Origin of the sequence: Hamadaea tsunoensis DSM 44101, assembly GCF_000428945.1 — a bacterium.
GTDB lineage: Bacteria > Actinomycetota > Actinomycetes > Mycobacteriales > Micromonosporaceae > Hamadaea > Hamadaea tsunoensis.
This window is the reverse complement of the sequence record NZ_AUAX01000015.1, coordinates 255,166-272,889: the sequence shown is the minus strand read 5'-3', so window position 1 is coordinate 272,889 and position 17,724 is coordinate 255,166. Positions and strand designations below refer to the sequence as shown.

General features: G+C 70.2%; 12 protein-coding genes. 4 read left to right on the top strand and 8 right to left on the bottom strand.

Features of this window, described 5'->3' with window-relative positions; genetic code table 11:
* Positions 1 to 16: 16 nt before the first annotated feature.
* The 6 genes from G401_RS0121815 to G401_RS47425 form a co-directional block, all read right to left on the bottom strand.
* Entirely contained in the window at positions 17 to 1,009 is a 993-nt protein-coding gene (locus G401_RS0121815; RefSeq protein ID WP_027344174.1) for a hypothetical protein, read from the bottom strand.
* Positions 1,010 to 1,076: 67 nt separating this feature from the next.
* A complete protein-coding gene (locus G401_RS0121810; protein WP_027344173.1) occupies positions 1,077 to 3,653 on the bottom strand; it encodes a hypothetical protein in 2,577 nt (858 codons plus the stop codon).
* Positions 3,654 to 3,754: 101 nt separating this feature from the next.
* Entirely contained in the window at positions 3,755 to 4,003 is a 249-nt protein-coding gene (locus G401_RS57150; protein WP_157546081.1) for a hypothetical protein, read from the bottom strand.
* Between the two features lie 23 nt (positions 4,004 to 4,026).
* Entirely contained in the window at positions 4,027 to 5,505 is a 1,479-nt protein-coding gene (locus G401_RS47430; protein ID WP_051366964.1) for a sialidase family protein, read from the bottom strand.
* A gap of 146 nt (positions 5,506 to 5,651) precedes the next feature.
* A complete protein-coding gene (locus G401_RS0121795; RefSeq protein ID WP_157546078.1) occupies positions 5,652 to 6,377 on the bottom strand; it encodes a cellulose binding domain-containing protein in 726 nt (241 codons plus the stop codon).
* 186 nt (positions 6,378 to 6,563) lie between these two features.
* Positions 6,564 to 7,946 carry a BNR-4 repeat-containing protein gene (locus G401_RS47425; RefSeq protein ID WP_084557453.1) on the bottom strand — a complete coding sequence of 461 codons (1,383 nt, stop codon included), beginning with the start codon at positions 7,944 to 7,946 and terminating at the stop codon, positions 6,564 to 6,566.
* 215 nt (positions 7,947 to 8,161) lie between these two features.
* Between G401_RS47425 and G401_RS47420 the strand changes: the two genes are divergently transcribed.
* From G401_RS47420 to G401_RS0121775, 3 genes are all read left to right on the top strand, one after another.
* Entirely contained in the window at positions 8,162 to 11,287 is a 3,126-nt protein-coding gene (locus G401_RS47420; protein WP_051366963.1) for a glycosyl hydrolase family 95 catalytic domain-containing protein, read from the top strand.
* A 206-nt stretch (positions 11,288 to 11,493) separates the two neighbouring features.
* On the top strand, positions 11,494 to 13,515 hold the full coding sequence (locus tag G401_RS53110) for a CBM35 domain-containing protein (protein ID WP_051366962.1): 2,022 nt from the start codon (positions 11,494 to 11,496) through the stop codon (positions 13,513 to 13,515).
* 265 nt (positions 13,516 to 13,780) lie between these two features.
* Entirely contained in the window at positions 13,781 to 15,034 is a 1,254-nt protein-coding gene (locus G401_RS0121775; protein WP_084557452.1) for an EAL domain-containing protein, read from the top strand.
* Between the two features lie 114 nt (positions 15,035 to 15,148).
* On the opposite strand, the gene G401_RS0121770 is transcribed toward G401_RS0121775, so the two are convergent.
* Positions 15,149 to 15,715 carry a TetR/AcrR family transcriptional regulator gene (locus tag G401_RS0121770; protein ID WP_211240800.1) on the bottom strand — a complete coding sequence of 189 codons (567 nt, stop codon included), beginning with the start codon at positions 15,713 to 15,715 and terminating at the stop codon, positions 15,149 to 15,151.
* Between the two features lie 95 nt (positions 15,716 to 15,810).
* On the opposite strand from G401_RS0121770, the gene G401_RS0121765 reads away from it, so the two are divergent.
* Complete coding sequence (locus G401_RS0121765) at positions 15,811 to 16,626, top strand: enoyl-CoA hydratase/isomerase family protein (RefSeq protein ID WP_027344169.1); 816 nt, start codon at positions 15,811 to 15,813, stop codon at positions 16,624 to 16,626.
* Between the two features lie 88 nt (positions 16,627 to 16,714).
* On the opposite strand, the gene G401_RS47405 is transcribed toward G401_RS0121765, so the two are convergent.
* Positions 16,715 to 17,680: a helix-turn-helix transcriptional regulator gene (locus tag G401_RS47405; RefSeq protein ID WP_034592535.1), complete on the bottom strand. Its 966-nt coding sequence runs from the start codon at positions 17,678 to 17,680 to the stop codon at positions 16,715 to 16,717.
* Positions 17,681 to 17,724 lie beyond the last annotated feature (44 nt).

Sequence of the window (17,724 nt, the reverse complement as noted above, 5' to 3'; positions counted from 1 at the left end):
GGCCGCCTGTAGAGGGCTACTGCATCGTGGTGGCGACCGGGTGCTGGAACGAGACCGGGCAGCGGAAGACGTACAGGGCGTAGCCGCGGCCGATCACGATGTCGGTCGGGCCGACCGACGTGTCGCCGGTCTCCTCGACCGGTCGCCAGGTGCCGGCGTCGCCGCCCTGCCATTCGCCGGAGTCCGCGGTGAACAGCAGCGTCATGGTCGCGCCGCACTCAGCGCAGTTCATCGGGTACGGGTCGGTGAGCGACCAGTTCGCGAAGCCACCGACCTTCCAGCCGGGTGCCAGCGAGAGGTCGTAGTGGTAGCTGGGTCCTTGGCCGTTGCCGTGTTCGCGTTCCCAGGCGGCGATCCGGGCCTGGAGGTCGTCGGGGAGCAGGCCCGGGTACGGGTGCTCGCGTACCTGCTCGGGATGCAGGACGCAGGGTGTGGGGAGGTAGTTCTCGTTGACGACAGGCGGCTCCGGTGCCTGGTCGAGAAGGCGGCCCACCTCGGAGCTACGGCGCCAGTACGCCGTGACGCTCGGGTTGTAGCCGGTGTCCGGATGGTCGAGCGGGCACCACAGGATCTGGAGCAGATCCGCGTCCTGCGGGCCGGCGAAGTCGGGGATGTCCCGCCTGTACAGCTGCGCCACGGCAACGAAAGGGATGGGCTGCTCCACAAGGCTTTCCGGTGCGGAGTCGTCGGGCAGCTCCGCCCGCTCCGCGTCGGTCAGCTCGTACGGCTGTCCGGTCGCTGCGGCCCGTGCGGTCGCCGCCGCGTAGACGGTTCGCGCTCGGCGTACGGAAGACGGGGGCAGTAACTCGTCGACGTAGTGGGTGTCGCCGTCCTCGCACATGGGCCAGGGTTCGTCCGCCGGCCACAGGAGCGGCCCGCCGACCGAGCTGTCGCCGACCGCGGGTGTGCCGGGCCGCGGATGCAGCCGGGTGGACGTCGTCGCGTACGCGGCCAGCTCCGGGAAGAGCGCGGTGAGGTCCAGCGGTCGCGGCGGCGTCGTACGCGTCATGCCACAGCATCATAGGCACCCGGTACGACACGCTTCTCCGGTCACGTCGAGTCGGTTGTGGGGACGCTCAGTGGTTGAGGTGGCGGTTGATCGCCGCCAGCGCCGCCGTCGCCGTGGGCGGCTGTTCCTCGACGAGGCGGTGGTCGAGGTCGCCGTTCGGGCCGGTGTTCGCGCCGCGCGCGGAGCGGCGGCCGAGGATCAGGTCGAGCTCGGCTTCGGCCACGATGTTGGCGGGGGTCGCGGGCAGATGCTCGTGGCGGAGGTAGGAGCCGGGCAGCCGCGAGACGCACCGGTAGAGGAGGCTCAGCTTGGGCAGCGGGTAGCGGTAGAGGCGCATGGCGCGCTCGGTGAAGATCAGGGCGACGATGCCCCAGGCGTCGGCCTGCCGGGACAGCAGAGCGATGTCGGTGGCCGGGTCGGCGGAGCGCTGCGCCGCGGCCAGGATGTGCGCCGCCGTCCGGCGTGGGCCGGGCAGCCACCACCGGTCGCGGCTGCCGGCGTCCCAGATCGCGGCGAGGTCGCCGCTCAGCCGGTCGTCCAGCCGTTGCCAGAAGGCCGGATCGTCGCCGTGCCGCTGGCGCAGGTGGGCCTCGAGCGCCTCGGTGGACGAGTCCTGCATGAACCGCCACAGTCCCGCGGTTCGCCTGCGCCACAACGGTTTGCGCCCGTTGTAGCGGAGCCGGTAGCCGGGCCCGCCGAGGAGACCGTGGCGCGTGACCGAGGCCAGGGCGGCGAGCACACCGAGGGTCACGATCGCCGTCGACGCCCAGACCACGGCCCGCAGCCATGCGCTCTGCGTACCGTTCACCTGCGGCTCCACGATCGCCACGATGCCGGTGATCGTGCCCAGCGACAGGCTCAGCGCCAGCAGGCTGGTCGCCTTCTGGATGCTGTCGCCCTCGCGTACGCGCCGTTCGTCGAAGGCGTCCTTGATCGCGTCGATGAGGTCCTGGTAGCGCTCGGACACCCGCTCGGCGTGCTGGACGAGGTCCTGGGCGTTCTCGGCCAGCTGGGCGAAGATGCCCGTGCCGCTGATGGCCAGCCGTAGATCGTCGCCCTCGGCCGGGTCGTGGCGGCGCTGGCGCAGCCCGTCGTCGAAGCGTTCCCGCAGTGTGTTGCGGGCCCGGTCGACCCGGGCGGCGCAGTCCCGGCTGAGCGTCGTCAGGTCGTTGAGGTCGGCGATGCCCTGCAGGAGTGTCTGGTGCATCAGTTCGACCGCGCGGTGGACGCGGCCGAGCCGGCGCCATCGGCGTACGGGCAGATGGGTGGCGAGCGCGTCCCACAGCCGGCCGCCGGCTGCCGCGGTGGTCTCGTAGATGGACAGATGGTTGTCCCAGACCTGCATGTCACGGTGAACGTCGTGCAGGGTGAAGGCGGCGTGCGCCTCCATGTCGGTCAGCGCGTCGATGAGGTCGCGCAGGCAGAACTCCTGCCGGGCGGCGATCTCGTACCGCAGGCAGCGGGCGTGCTCCAGGCACACGCCGTTCTCGGCCACCGGCTGGTAGCGCTCGTCCACGTGCCGGTCGGTCCGGGTCGGCAGCCACCGCCGCGCGTCTCCGACGACGATCAGATACATGGGTACGCGAGTCGGCCGGAACGCGGCCCGGTCGCCGTCCCGGCCGTTGGCGGTGCCGCGTACCACGAGGTAGTCGCCGTTGATCACGGACGTGGAGACGCCGTCGTCGGCGATCGAGTCGACGCGCAGCGCCGCCGCGGCGAGTTCGCGGATCTCCGGGCGCGGCTGGGCGAGGTCGTCGGCGGCGGGCAGAAGCCTGGTCGGCACGGCCACCCAGAAGTCCGGCTGCATGTAGCGGCGGCCCGAGATCTGCAGATGACTGTGCTCGTAGTGCTGCTCCTGCAGCCACCCCTCGGTACGCCGGGCCACCTGCTGAAACAGCCGCCGGTAGTGCTCGACCGGCCGGGTCAGCGGGGAGCCCCCGCGGGGTTCGCGCAGCCGCCAGTCCAGCCCGTCGCCGAGGCCGGGACGGTGCTCGGAGCCGAACGGCAGCTCGCTCCAGACGACGATGGCGAGGTGCCAGCGCTGCGAACGGTCGGCGACCCGCACGAGCCGGAAGTCCAGCGTCACGTAGTACGCCAGCTCGTCGTCGGTCTCCGGCCGGAAACCGGTGACCACCTCGAACCGGGGCCGGTCCATGATCAGGCGGTGCCGCAGGACGAAGGGCTCGGCGTGCACCCAGTTGTCGGCGGGCAGCACGAGGTGGCACTCCAGCCGGTCGAGGAGGTCGTCGAGCACCGGCTCGGCAGCCAGGCCCCGGGCGTACGCGCGGTGGGGCAGGGGATCGCGGCGCGCCTCGAGGGCGAAGCGGGACTGCGGCTCGGCCGGTGCGCTGAGGAAGGCGGCGCCGGGCCGGCCGTCGCGGACGATGGCCCGCAACAGGGCTTCGTGGCGGTGGACCGCGCGGGCGGACGGCGTACCGGCGTCGGTTGTGGACGGTGCCGGTCCGCGCTTGCGGGCGGCTTCCCGCTCGGCCGGGGTCAGGCAGGCCGGGCAGCGCCGCCGCCCGTCGTCCAGGTCCACGGTGGTGTCCAGAGCCGGCCCGAGGCCGTCCCCGGGCGCGTCGGGCAGCAGCCACGCGGAGGTGGCGACGAGTACGAGCCGATCCCACGGCACCGCATCGGTCATGGCTCGACCGTAGCTTGTAGACGCAGCCGCGGGCCGGACCGCCCGGGACAACGGTACGCTCAGCGCCAAACAGCGCACTCACGGCCGGAAACCGGCCTCCGCTATGGACAGGACGGCCGATCGCGGCCTTCGGGGACATGGCGTTCCCGCTCCCTCCCCACCGTGTACGCCCCGTCCGCGCCGTTGGTGTTCGCCGACGACGCACCGTATGAGACCCGGGCCCGGTTCATCGCCGCCACGGTGACCAGCCGGGTGCCGGACATCCGGTTCGTGCAGTGATCGATCGGGGTGGTGCACGGCCCGTGCCGGCGGTGCACCACCCCGACCGCCTCGGCGTCCAGCGTCGACACGGTCGGCCCAAAGACGTCGACGGTCAGCCGATGGGCTCCACGCCGAGGGCGATCGCCACCTGGTCGGCGACGTCGCCGAGGACGGAGTCCACCGGTTGCGGCAGGAAGTACGCCTGCGTGGCGGCCGTGCCCGCGGCGGCGGCGAGCCCGGCCGACGGCGTGGAGATCGCTTCGTGGAAGGTGGTGCCTGAGTTCGCGGTGGCCGTGGCGAAGCAGCCGTGCGCGAGGCCGTTGGCGTCGAAGGACGTGGAGATGTAGTCGCCGACCATCCGGCCCTGAGTCGTGCTGGCCAGCCAGGCAAGGGTGAACGGCCCGGCCAGTTGCGTGGCCGCGCTCCACGTGGAGCCGCCGTTGGTCGAGGAGATGAAGCCGACGTCCAACTGGCAGGTGCTCGCCGTGCAACTGGAGTTCGGGTAGAAGTAGTACGTGAGTCCTATGTGGGCGGAGCTGCCGGAGGTGGCGCGGTCCACGGCGATGCCGGGGATGAAGTGGTCCACCGTGCTCGTGGTCGCGTCGATCGGTACGCGTACCACCGTCGTCCACGTGGCGCCGTCGGTCGACGTGCTCATCACGATGTCGTCGCGGGCGCTGCCGCTGCGGAAACGTGAGTCCTGCCAGACGACGTAGACCTTGCCGGCCCCGTCGACCTCGGCCGACGGGAGCGGGCCGCTGCGCAGTCCACCTGGGACGGTGTGCGCGCCGACGGAGGCGATCGTCACGGGAGCGCCCCAGCTCGCGCCGCCGTTGGTCGAGCGGAAGGCCCGGATCGACGTCTCGGTCGCCGAGGCCATCGGCACGACGACCGTGCCGTTGGGCTGCACGACGGGCTGGCCGCCGATGCCCGTGGCGCTGCCGGACGTGTTCAGGGCCGCGTCCCAGGTCAGGCCGCCGTCGGTCGACGTGCTCATCTTGATGCGGTTGCCATTGCCGTGGTCGTCCCACTCGGTGTAGCAGTGGCCGTAGAACGGGCTGGAGGCCGTGTTGTCACAGGCGATCCAGTTCTTGTCCAGGTCGGCGCCGGTCGCCGTGATCACGGGGTTGCCCCACGTGTGGCCGCCGTCGGTGGACCGGCTCGTCGCGATGGCGGCACCGTGGACGCCACCGGACTCTCCCAGGGGCAGCGTCGATATCATCCACACGTTGTGCGCCGCGTCGTAGGCGACCGCCGCGTCGCTCACGCGGTCGTAGGGTCCGCCGCCGGAGAACTTCGTGATGCCCGGCAGGTTGCCGCTGCTCCAGGTCGCGCCGTTGTCGGTCGACGTGGAGAACGCGACGTCGGAGGCGCCGCCGTCGGTGAACCGGCCGGTCTGCGCCGCCATGACGATCGTCGAGCCGAACGCGTACGTGTCCGGCTCCACTTGGGTGGCGTGCTGACTCGTGGTGTTCGTGAAGGTGTCCGAACTGATCTGGATCAGCGAGACGTTCGCTGCTGCGGGCGTCTGGGTGAACCAGAGGACGAGGATCGCGGGGGTGACCGCGACGGCGTACCGGGAAATGCGCACGGGAGATCCACTCCTACACACAGCGGGGGGCGGAACATTGTCACCGATGTTCCGCCCTGAAACGCTGTACGTCAATATAAGCATTCATGGATCAATGCAGGTCAGGCGATCTTCGTACTACAGCGTGTCGGAATCCCCGCTCCCTGTCAGGCCGTCGGCGTCACCACACAGCTGACGGTCAGTGTGGCCGGCGCCGGCCCGGCCCCGACGTAGCCGAAGGACGCCTCCCCAGCCGGCTGGAGTGTGCTGTTCCAGTCGGCGCTCGTCACTGTCACGGTGCCAAGTCTGGACGTGGGGGTGCCGTTCCAGTACTCGTGCATCACCTGCTGGCCCGGCCAGTCCCAGGCCACCTGCCAACCGTGGATCGGCGTGGTCAGATTGTTGTGCACGATCACGCGGGCCACGAAGCCGGTGTCCCAGGCGCCGTCGAGCACGTAGGTCGCCGTGCAGTCCCGCGGTGCGGCGGCGGTGAACGCCGGCCCCATGATCAACGATTCGAAGGTGGAGCCGCCGCCCGAGAAGCGGTACCAGTAGGGCGTGCCCGGCTTCAGGCCGGCCACGGTCAGCGCCTGGGCGGCCTCGACGGTGGCGGCGGTGGAACTGATGGCTGACAGATGGGCACTGGCGTCCTCGAAGCTGCGGTACACCGAAACCGTGACAGGCGCGTACCCGCAGCCGCCGTTCGCCGAAACCGCGAAGGTCAGGTGCGTCGGGCCTGCCTCCAGGACCGATCCGCTCGCCGGGGGTCGCAGGCACGTGGGGCTGGGGCTGGCGCTCGGGGTCGCGCTCGTCGCGTCGGCCGGCGCGGGTACGCCGACCGCCAGGACGATCAATGCGCCGGCTACCGCCAGGGCAACTCGACCAAACCTCATGTCGCTCTCCACAACTCGGGTCGCGGGGCCGGGCCGTTCAGGGTGAACAGCTCGGGGAATGGGATCGGCTTCGCCCGGACGGGTATCGGCGAAGCCGAGCAGAGGCCGCGCCGGCGGGCCGATTCCATTCAAAATCGTCGCTGCCACTGTACCGGTCGAGCGCCTGGCGGTCCGGTGGCGGCCCCCTCAGCGACAGGTAGGTGCTCCGGCGACGTAGATATCGCCGTCGAACGTTGTGTCGACGTCCCGTCCACTGGCGGCGCCGGTGGCCAGGATGCGCACGGGATCCCGGTACCCGCCGACGAGTTCGATCCGTTGCACCGCGCGGGGGATGTCGATCGTCGTTTCGGGACGCCAGAAATCGTGCGCGTTCGGAGTGCCCGCGCGGAGGAGGTACGTGGCGATTCCGGTGTCGGGTGTGGCGTACACGCGCCAGGTTTGCGGCCCGGCCGGCTCCATTTCGCGTACGCGGACATTCGTGGCGAACTCCTGCGCCAGCCAGCCGTCGCCTGTCCACGATGCGGTGTGGTCGTGCAGTAGGCCGTCGGTGTCGATCTCCATCCAGACGACGAACGGCCGGCCGGTACGCGTGTCGCCGACGAGGGAGATGTAGTCGGGCGTACGCGGATTGACGGTTTGCAGGTCGGTCTGCGCGACCTGGAGCAGACTCTCCTGCTCGGGGTCGTCGATGCTCGTGCCCAGGTCGTCGCCGGCGGCCGAGTGGAAGTGGAGGTCGCCGGGTGTGAAGGACGTGTAGTAGATGTTGCGGTGGTAGCGGTCGTGCAGGTGGCCTTCGGGCCCGCCGCCGGCGAGGGTGTAGACGATGTGTACGCGCTCGGGGCGCCCGGCGGTCGCCGGTTCCAGCCGCAGCTGTCCGATGTAGATCTCGTTCATGTTGTCCGGGCGGCCGGTCGGCGCGATCGCGTACTTGCCGCCGGTCAGGTCGAAGGTGTTCTGCCAGGTCAGTCCGTTGTCGGTCGAGCGCACGTACTTCATCGGCCGGGTGTCGGTCGGTGTCACGTGGTCGAGGTCGCGCGTGGTCTCGCGGATGAAGACGAAGATGGTGCCGTCGGCCGTGACGAACGGCATCGGGTAGGTCGCGCCGTCGCCGGCGGCGATGACCTGCGTCGTCCAAACGCCTGCGAGCGAGTGCGGCTGGGGCGAGCGGGCCACGAGGAGCTCGCGGTTGTGCAGTCCGCGGAACACGAGCAGGTGCCCGTCGTGGGCCTGCACGATCGTCGGGTAGTTGTGGGAGTCGTTGTCGCCGTCGCCGACCTTGACCGGCGCCGACCAGGCACCTGTGTGATGGTCGTACGCCTGCGCGTAGTTGTCCTCGAACCGGCCGCCCCACGTGATGAACGTGGTGTCGGCGGCCGGGTCGAAGACCGCGCCCGCGACGGGACGCCGGTCGGTACGCGCTGCCACGCCGGTGGCGGGGGTCATGACGGTCCACACACCGGGCTCCTGAGGGACGGGTTTGGCGGCTGCTGCCCGACCGGCGACGTCGACGGCGGCGCCGGTGAGGGTCAGGGCGACGGCGGCGGCCAGGGCGATTCGCACGCTGTTCATAAGCCAACATCTTGAATGCATGTCAGTAGACAGTCAAGCATTCATATATGTGGACACGGCCAAGATCGTGAGAGCTTGCGGAGTAGCCGATGCGGCCACGCGAGCGGTGTGGTGGACGCGGAGTTCAGCTCATCGAAATTTACCTCTTTCGTCCACGCGATTCGATAGTTAGGCTGCCTATCAATCGAAACATCGGATGATTGAGCGAGGCAACGATGGAGATCTTCGAGCGGGGCGGCGTACGGCGGCGGTCGGTTCTCGGGGCCGCGCTGGGCGGGTCGGCGGCTATCGCCCTCCCGCCAGGCGCGGGAAATGCCGTGAACACGGGCGGTCCGGCCCATCGCGGCCCCGACCTGGCGCCGGCGGCGGCGGCCCTGAACGCAGCACAGTGGACGATCGACGATCGCATGACCACGGACACCCAGTGGTCGGACTTCCTGCGTGCCCAGGATCTGATCTGGAAGCACCTGCCGACGCAGTGGCACGAAGGCCCGTTCCTCGGCGACGGCCGGCTCGGCACCCTCGTCTACCAGGAGCCGGGCAAGAACCAAGTGCGTTTCACCGTCCAGCACGCCGAGGTCCAGGATCACCGGCCCGAGTTCGGCAGCCTCTTCGGGTTGGCCCGGCTGCCCGTCGGGCACCTGACCCTCGAACCCGTGGGGACGATCTCGGCGGTCGACTGGCGGCTGTCGTTGTGGGACGCCGAGGTGACCGGGACGATCACGACCTCCTCGGGGACGCTGACGTTCACCGCGCTCATCCACGATCAGGTGCTCGTCATCTCGGCGACGGCCACCGGCGGCGAGCAGGTGCGCTGGACGTTCCACGCGGAGGCGGCGGTGAGCCCCCGGGCGGCGTCGGAGACGCCCCCCGCCGGTTACACGGCCAATCCCGCCCCCACGACGAAGACCGTCGGCGCCGTCACCCAGGTGGTTCAGACTCTGCTGTCGGGCGGGGAGACGGTGACGGCGTACCAGAAAGTGGGTTCACTGTTCGTGCTCAGCGTGGCCCACAGCTATCCGGCGATGACCGCGGAGGCGACCTCGCTGAGTCGCGTGCAGACGGCGGCCGGGCAGACCCTCGCCACGCACCAGGCGACGCAGCGGGCCTGGTGGCATGCCTTCTACCGCAAGAGCTTCGTGTCGATCCCGGATCAGCGGATGCAGGCGTTCCACTGGATCCAGCTCTACAAGGCCGCCTGCGGTACGCGCGCCGGCGGTCCGGTCATGGCGACGACGGGACCCTGGCTGGAGGCTACGCCGTGGCCGGGCGTCTGGTGGAACCTCAACGTCCAGCTCGAGTACTGGCTCATCAACGGGTCCAACCACCTCGAACTCGATGCCGTCACCAGTACGCTCTTCGACAACCGCCAGCAGCTCATCGACAACGTGCCCAGCGCGTACAGGTCGGATTCTTCCGGGGTGGGACGCAGCTCGGACATGTTCGCCAACCGCGCGGTGCCCACACCGGGCGGCAGCGGGACCACCGAGGTGGGCGACCTGACCTGGGCCCTGCACAACGCGTGGCTGAGTTATCGGCATGCGATGGACGACACGCTGCTGCGCGACAAGATCTTCCCCATCCTGCGCCGGGCGGTCAACTACTACCTGCACTTCCTGACCACGGACAGCGCGGGGAAGATGCACCTGCCGCAGACGTTCTCGCCCGAGTACGGTGTGGACGCGCCGGACTGCAACTACGACCTGGCGTTGCTGCGCTGGGGCTGCCAGACCCTGATCGACGCGGCGAACCGGCTCGCCATCGCGGACCCGTTGCTGGGGACGTGGCAGAACGTGCTGAACAAGCTGACGGCCTACCCGACCGACGCGAACGGGTTCATGATCGGCGCCGGCGTGCCGTTCGCGATGTCGCACCGGCACTACTCGCACATGCTGATGGTCTACCCGCTCTACCTCGTCAACTGGGAGCAGCCGGCCAACCGGGGTCTCATCCAGACGTCGGTCGACCATTGGATCGGGCTGACCGGCGCGCATCGCGGCTACAGCTACACCGGCGCGGCCTCGTTCTACGGGCAGATGGGCCGCGGCGACACGGCATTGTCCTATTTGAACACGTTCTTCGACACCTCGGTGTCCTACCCGATCCGGGCCAACACGATGTACACCGAGTCCGGCCCGGTGGTCGAGACTCCGCTGTCCTTCTCGCAGGCGTTGTTCGACCTGCTCTGCACGAGTTGGGGCGACACCGTACGCGTCTTCCCGGCCGTCCCCTCGGCCTGGGCGGACGTGACGCTCAAGGACTTCCGCACCCAGGGCGCCTTCCTGGTGAGCGCCGTGCGTTCGGCGGGAACCACCCGTTGGGTCGCGGTACGCAGCCTCGCCGGTGAACCGTTGCGCCTGCGCCACGGCATCTCCACCGCGGTACGCCACGAGGCCGAGAACGCCACGATCACCCAAGGTGTCGTCGAGTTCAACCATCCGGGGTTCAGCGGGACGGGCTTCGTCAACGGGGACAACGCGGTCGGCGCCTCGGTGCAGTGGAGCGTGACCGCTGTCGCGGCCGGCCCGCACACACTGCGCATCCGCTACGCCAACGGGACCACGGTCGACCGGCCGATGTCGATCTCGGTCAACGGCACGGTTCTCGTCGCGGCGCAGTCATTCCCGTCCACCGGAACCTGGGAGGGCTGGGCGACGCTGACCCTCACGGCGACGCTCGCGGCCGGGTCCAACACCGTCCGCCTGGCCGCGACCACCGTCAACGGCGGGCCGAACCTCGACTACCTGGAGATCGAGGCGCAGCCGGCGGTCGTGCAGTACCAGGCCGAGGCCGCCGCCGTCACCCTCGGCGTGGTCGAGTCCAACCACACCGGCTACACCGGCACCGGGTTCGTCAACGGCGACAACGTGAGCGGCGCCGCCGTCCAGTGGTCCATCCCCGCGGCCGCCGCCGGGCCCGTGACCCTCGCGATCCGCTACGCCAACGGCACGGCCGTCGACCGTCCCATGTCGATCACCGTCAACGGCGCCGTCGTCCGCGCGTCCCAGTCGTTCCCGGCGACCGGCTCGTGGGACACCTGGGCCGTGGCCGCGGTCCCGGCCGCGTTCCTCGCCGGAGCCAACACGGTACGCCTGGAGTCCACCACGGCCAACGGCGGACCGAACCTCGACCGCCTGGACGTCACGAGTGTCTCGGCGGCCCTGTCGGTGACGCTCGACGACGGCACGACGGCCGCCTGGAGCGACCTCGGCGACGGGGTGATCCAGATCGATCTGCCCCGCGGCCGTCAGGTCCTCGTACGCCCCGCGGCCGACACCGGCACCCCGGCGATCGCCCCGGTCGCGATCTCCCGGCCGGGTACGGCGTGGGGCCTGCCGTAGCGGCCGCCCGGATCACCTGCGTTCCACCTGATCCGGCTGTGACAGGCACCTCGGGCGGCTCGACGGCGAGACCGCCCGGGGTCGGGACTCGCGCGCCGTCCCAATAGTTAGACAAGTTGACTGACAACTATTGACTCCGGAGCGGCCGGGACGGAACCTGCTACCGAGCGCTCTTCCCGTCCCTTCCCCCCACATTGGAGGGCACCATGAACAGGCGCGCGTTCGGCGCGACCGTGATGGCTGCGTGTCTCGCCCTGGCCTCGGCGTTCGCCGGGCTCACCGTCGGCGCCCCGGCGTACGCGGCGACGACGCAGCAGACCTTCATCACGTTCTACGGCTGGTACGACAACACCCCGCCAGGTGGCGACATCGCGTACCCGAAGATCCACAGCACGGCCGGCGGCAAGGGCACCTACGCCGATCCGATCACCTTCGCCACGTCCACGGCGGAGCTTCCGGCCGGTAAGATCGTCTATGTCCCGCGGGTGAAGAAGTACTTCATCATGGAAGACGGCTGCGAGGAGTGCAGCGCCGACTGGAGCGGCCAGGGCCCGAACGGCGGGCCGAACCTGCGCCACATCGACCTGTGGCTGGGCGGCCAGGGCGGCAGCGCGTTCGACGCGATCGACTGCGAGGATGCTCTGACGCACTACAACGCCGACGGCACACCGGTCCTGGAACCCGTGATCGTCGACCCGCCGAACAACGAGACGGTCGACAACACGCCGCTGTTCAACACCGGCACCGGCGCCTGCTACGGCGGCGCGCAGCCCAACGTGACGGTCGGGCGGTACAAGAACGCGTCCACCGGCACCTGCCTGGAGGACCCGGGCAACAGCTCCACCTCCGGGGTCGCCCTGAAACTGGCCGCCTGCACCGGTTCCGCCGCGCAGACCTTCCAGTTCCACGGCGCGTTCCTGGTGATCAACAACCTGTGCGCCGACAACGTCAGCGGCACGATCAAGATGACCACCTGCACCGGCGGGCCCAACCAGCAGTGGTCGGTCAATCCCAACCTGACGATCTCCGACATCCAGACCGGGGGCAAGTGCTTCCGCGCGTCCGGCACGAGCGTGCTCGCGGGCAGTTGCAGCGGCACCGCCGCCCAATGGAACTTCACGGCCGCGGCGACCGACGACTTCTCGGTCGCGACGAGCCCGGCCGCGGGCGGCGTCACCGGCGGCGGGACGCTCACGGCCACCGTGACGACGGCGGTCACCGCGGGCTCGGCCCTGCCGGTGGCCCTCGCGGTCACGGGCGCCCCGGCCGGCGTCACCGCGAGTGTCAGCCCCGCTTCCGTCACGGCCGGCGGCTCCGCGACACTCACCGTCACCGTCGCAGCGTCGGCTGCGGCGGGCACCTATCCGCTGTCGGTCACCGGCTCGTCCGGGTCGCTGTCCCATTCCGCGGCGTACGCGTTGACGATCGGTTCGTCGGGCGGCGGTGGGACAGTGCGCTACGAGGCGGAGAACGCGACCGTCTCGCAGGGGGCGGTGGCCACGAACCACACCGGATACAGCGGGAGCGGCTTCGTCGACTACACCAACGTCACCGGGTCCTTCGTGGAGTTCGCGGTGACGGCTGCGAGCGCGGGTAATGCGACGTTCGTTCTGGCGTACGCCAACGGGACCACGGTCAACCGGCCGATGGACGTGGCGGTCAACGGGACGGTCGTCGCCGCAGGGGCGGCGTTCCCCGCGACGGCGACCTGGGACACGTGGGCGACGAAGTCGTTCACCGTGCCTCTCGCGGCCGGATCCAACACCGTCCGGCTGACCGCGACGACCGCGAGCGGCGGCCCCAACGTGGACTACGCCGACGTGACACCGGTGACGGCCCCGCCGCCGGTGACCCGCTACGAGGCCGAGAACGCGACGATCTCGCAAGGCGTGCTGGAGACGACGCACACCGGGTTCAGCGGGACCGGCTACGTCAACTGCGACAACGTGGCCGGCTCCTATGTGCAGTTCGCGGTCGACGCCGCGGCGGCCGGCCCGGCCGGTCTGCGGATCCGTTACTCCAACGGAACCACGGCCAACCGTCCGGCGAGCATCACGGTCGACGGGACGGTGGTCGCGGCGAGTCAGGCGTTCGCCGTGACCACCGACTGGGACACGTGGGCGGACGTGAACCTCACGATCTCGCTCACCGCCGGCGCCCACACCGTACGCATCACCGGCACGACGGCCACCGGTCCGGCCAACATCGACTTCATCGAGATCGGCTGACCGCACCCGTTCCGCGGCCCGTCCGGCAGTCGCCGGGCGGGCCGTCGCGCGTCCGGCGCCGTATCGCCGCGAGCGGCGCCTCCGGCAGCGGCGCCTCCGGCGTAGCCGCTGGCGCGGTCGCGGCAGATGATCTCCACGCGCTCGTTGCCGAACGGGCTCGGAGGGACCGCCGGCGGCCGTTTCTCCGGGCGCGGCGCAGGCGGCGTCGGTCAACGGCCGACGCCTTACCGGTTACCCCAGTAGGCTGAATGGCGGGGGGTCGGCAATGGCTCGTTCGCGTCGCGTGGCGGTAGTGGAAAACGAGTTTGAGCGGGTGGTGAAAGACCGCTTGCTGCGAACGTTGTTCCAGCCGATCGTGAGCGTCGAGTCCAGGGCGGTGGCCGGGTACGAAGGTTTGATCCGCGGCCCGGCCGGTTCCATCTTGGAGTCTCCCGAGGCGCTGATCGAGGAGGCTTACCGGCAGAACCGCGTGGCCGAGTTCGACTGGGTCGCGCGCGCCTCGGCGAGCCGCGCCGCCCTCGCGAGCCGGCTGGCACTCGGTGACTTGTTGTTCCTCAACATCGAGCCACTGGCGATGGCTTCACAGTGTCCGCCCGATCTGTGGCCGGATATCGCGGAGGCCTTCGGCAGGTTCCGCATCATCCTGGAGGTCACCGAACGGTCCCTCGACCACGATCCGCGTACGCTGTTCGAAGGCATCGACCGGCAGCGGTTGGGCGTAGCCGGCCTGGCCTTGGACGACGTCGGTGCGAACGTCAAGGCGATGGCCATGCTCCCCGTGATCCGGCCGGACGTCATCAAGCTCGACTTGAAGGTGACGCAGAATACGCCGAGCCGGGAGGCGATGAAGGTCGTCCACTTCGCGTACGAGGAGGCCGAGCGTACGGGCGCCACCATGCTCGCCGAAGGCGTCGAGACCACGAGGCACCACGAGGTGGTCCGTGCCTTGGGGGCTCCGTTGGCGCAGGGGTGGCTCTACGGGAAGCCGACCGACGATCCGGCCCCCGTCGAAGCGCACGACGTGCACTTGTCGCTCATGGCCGACCTGGGGCTGGCGGATGTGCGCTCGCCATATGAGGCGCTGGGCCGGCAACAGATCAGCCGCGCGCCCCGTGACCTGGTGCGCTCTCTGGCCGGCGAGGTCTTCCGCCATGGCCTGCATCTCGTGGCTCCCGCGCTCCTGGTCATGCTCGTCCCCGGCCCCGAGATGCTGGCCAAGAGCCATCTGCGCGTCCTGGGGCAGACAGCGCGCCGCCAGGTGATCACCGGCCTGATCGGCGCGGGCATACCGCCCGTGCCGGCGCCCGGCGTGCGAGGCTCGTGGGAACACGACCCCGCGCTGGACGGCGAGTACGCGGTCATCGCGGTCAGCCCGAGCACGGCCGTCGCGGTGCTGGCGCGACAGGCGGACCCGACCCGGTCCGAGTTCTACTTCGGCGTGATCCACGACCGCCAACGGATCATGTGCGCCGCCCGCTGCCTGCTGCGGAGGCTGGGACCACAGCCTGGCAGCGGCTGAGGGGCACCGAGTCCGTCAGGTCGTACATGCGCGCGACTTCTAGCGTGCGGTGATCCGCTTGCCGGCTGAGCGCGCACGGCCGGTCGAGGCCGGTCCGACGATGCCCGGCTGGGCTCATCGCCGGGCTGTGGCGCCGGTCAGTACCCCTTCCAGCAGCAGCGTCAGGTAGCGGTCGGTCGTTCCGGGCGTCTGGCGCGCCACCCACGCCATCGCGTTCGCCGCGGCCATCAGCTCGCCCGCGGTGAGATCGGCGCGTACGCGGCCGGCCTCCTGCGCGCGCTGGAGCAGATCGTCGGCCGCCACGCGCAGGCCCTTGCACGACGCGTGCAGCGGCGACTGCGGATCGTGCAACGCCTCCATCACCGAGGCGGGCAGCCCCGCGTACTGTGCCGAAGCCGTCCCGAAGGCGCGCAGCCACGCGGTCAGCTCGGCACCCGGGTCGGGCGCGGCGAGCCGCTGCACCGCGTCGGCGCGCAGGGCCTCGAAGTTCTCGCCGAGCAGGGCCTCCAGCAAGGCCTCGCGGGTGGGGAAGTGCCGGTAGAGCGTGCCGATGCCGACTCCGGCGTGCCGCGCGACCTCGCGCAGCGAGGCGTCGGTGCCCTGCGCGGCGAAGATCTCGCGGGCCGCGTCGAGCAGCTGGTCATAGTTGCGCCGCGCGTCGCTGCGCATCGGATTGGTCACCCCACCATGGTCCACCATGACCGGCCGTTGCTAAACGGAGCACTGCTCGATATATTCGGAGCACTGCTCCGTTTCATCCAAGGAAGGTGCGGCCCATGCCCGCGGAACTCGATCAATGGCACGCCCGCTCCGGCGGATTCGTCGCCAGGCCCCAATTCGACGAGTACGCCGAGAAGTACGCCGACTATTTCGCCATGCGCCGCCGCGACGGCATCATCGAGCTGCGCATGCACACTCAGGGCGGTCCCGCGCAGTTCGGCTTCCCGATGCACAACGCGTGGGCGCAGGCCTGGCAGGAGATCGGCAACGATCCCGACAACGAAGTCCTGATCCTGACCGGCACCGGTGACCAGTGGCTGACGGCACCGACCGGCGACTTCATGCGCGAGAAGCGCCCGCAGGACTTCGCGTACGAGCACACGTACTACGACGCGGTGAAGGTGCTGGAGAACTTCGTCTTCGGCATCGACATCCCGACGATCGCCGCGATCAACGGCCCGAGCGTCGCGCACACCGAGTTCGCGTTGCTGTGCGACATCACCCTCGCCTCCGAGACCGCCACGATCATCGACCCGCACCTGATCACCGGCGTGGCGCCGGGCGACGGCCAGCAGCTGACGTTGCAGGAACTGATCGGGACCAAGCGGGCGGCGTACCACCTCTACACCGGCGAGCCGATCGGCGCCCGTGAGGCGCTGTCGCTCGGGCTGGTCAACGAGGTGCTCACTGCCGAGCGGCTGGTGCCGCGCGCGTGGGAGATCGCCGAGAGCATCATGCAGCGCCCGCGGGCGGCCCGCCGTCTCACCCACGCCATCGTGCAACGGCCGTGGAAGCAGCGGCTGGTCGACGATCTCGGCTTCGGCGTCGCCCACGAGATGTTCGGCATCCACGCCGATCGGATGCTCGGCTAGGAGATTCTCCGGGGATGCCGGCGCCGGTCGGCATCCCCGGAAGGCCGGATCGGGAGATCGGCGCGGCCTGCTCGACCGCTCGCGTGCTTCATCGCAGCTCCGGGTCGGCGGCCTCCGGCGCACGCGCCCCATCGAGGAGCCGGCCGGCGAGCGCTCGGACCTCGTGACGGAGCGCGTCGGGCGTCTCGACGACGAAAGGCAAGCCGATCCCGGCGAGCAGTCCCGGCACCCAGTCCAGGCGTTCAGCCCGCAGGCGCATACGGACCCAGCCCTCGGCCAGCGGCTCGATGACCGCCACCCGCGGCACCCGCGAGCCGATCCGTGTGACGTCGCCGCGGATGCGGACGACGACCTCGTACCGCCAGGGCGTACCGGCGATGCTCGCAAGGACGTGTGCCGCCGGGTCGAAGCCTTCGGGCGGGTCGAATCCGGCCTCTCGCACCGTCATCTGTGCGATGCGGTCGAGGCGGAAGCTGCGGACCCCTTCGGCGCCGGGGTCGGCCGCGGCGAGGTACCACCGTCCATTGTGGGAGACGACACCGTACGGATGCACCGTACGCACGCTGACGTGGCCGCGGCGGTCGACATAGCCGATGTCGACGACGCGATGCCGGCTCGCGGCGTCGGTCAGTCCGAGCAGCACGCCGGGCTGCGCGTACGCCGCCGGGCGGGCGGTGGCGGTTGAATCGGCTGTCGCCAGCAGCAGGTCGAGGCGGGCTGCCAGCCGTTGGGGTAGGACTCGCAGGATCTTCGCGATCGCGTTCTCGGCGGCCGGTTGAGGAACCGGGGCGCCCATCGACCCGAGGACCAACGCCAACGCCTCCTCCTCGGCCAGCATCAGGGGCGGCATACGAAAGCCCGCAGCGAGGCGGTAGCCGCCGTAACGGCCGCGCACCGATTCGACGGGGATCTCCAGGTCGATCAGATGCGAGACGTACCGCCGCAGCGTTCGCTCGTCGACGCCGAGGCGCTCGGCGAGATCGGCGACGGTGCGGGTGCCACCGCCCTGAAGGATCTCCAGGAGGGCCAGGACGCGCGCAGTCGGTCGGGTCACCTTCAGAATTGTTCCATCAATACCGGGCGGAATCTGACCAGTAT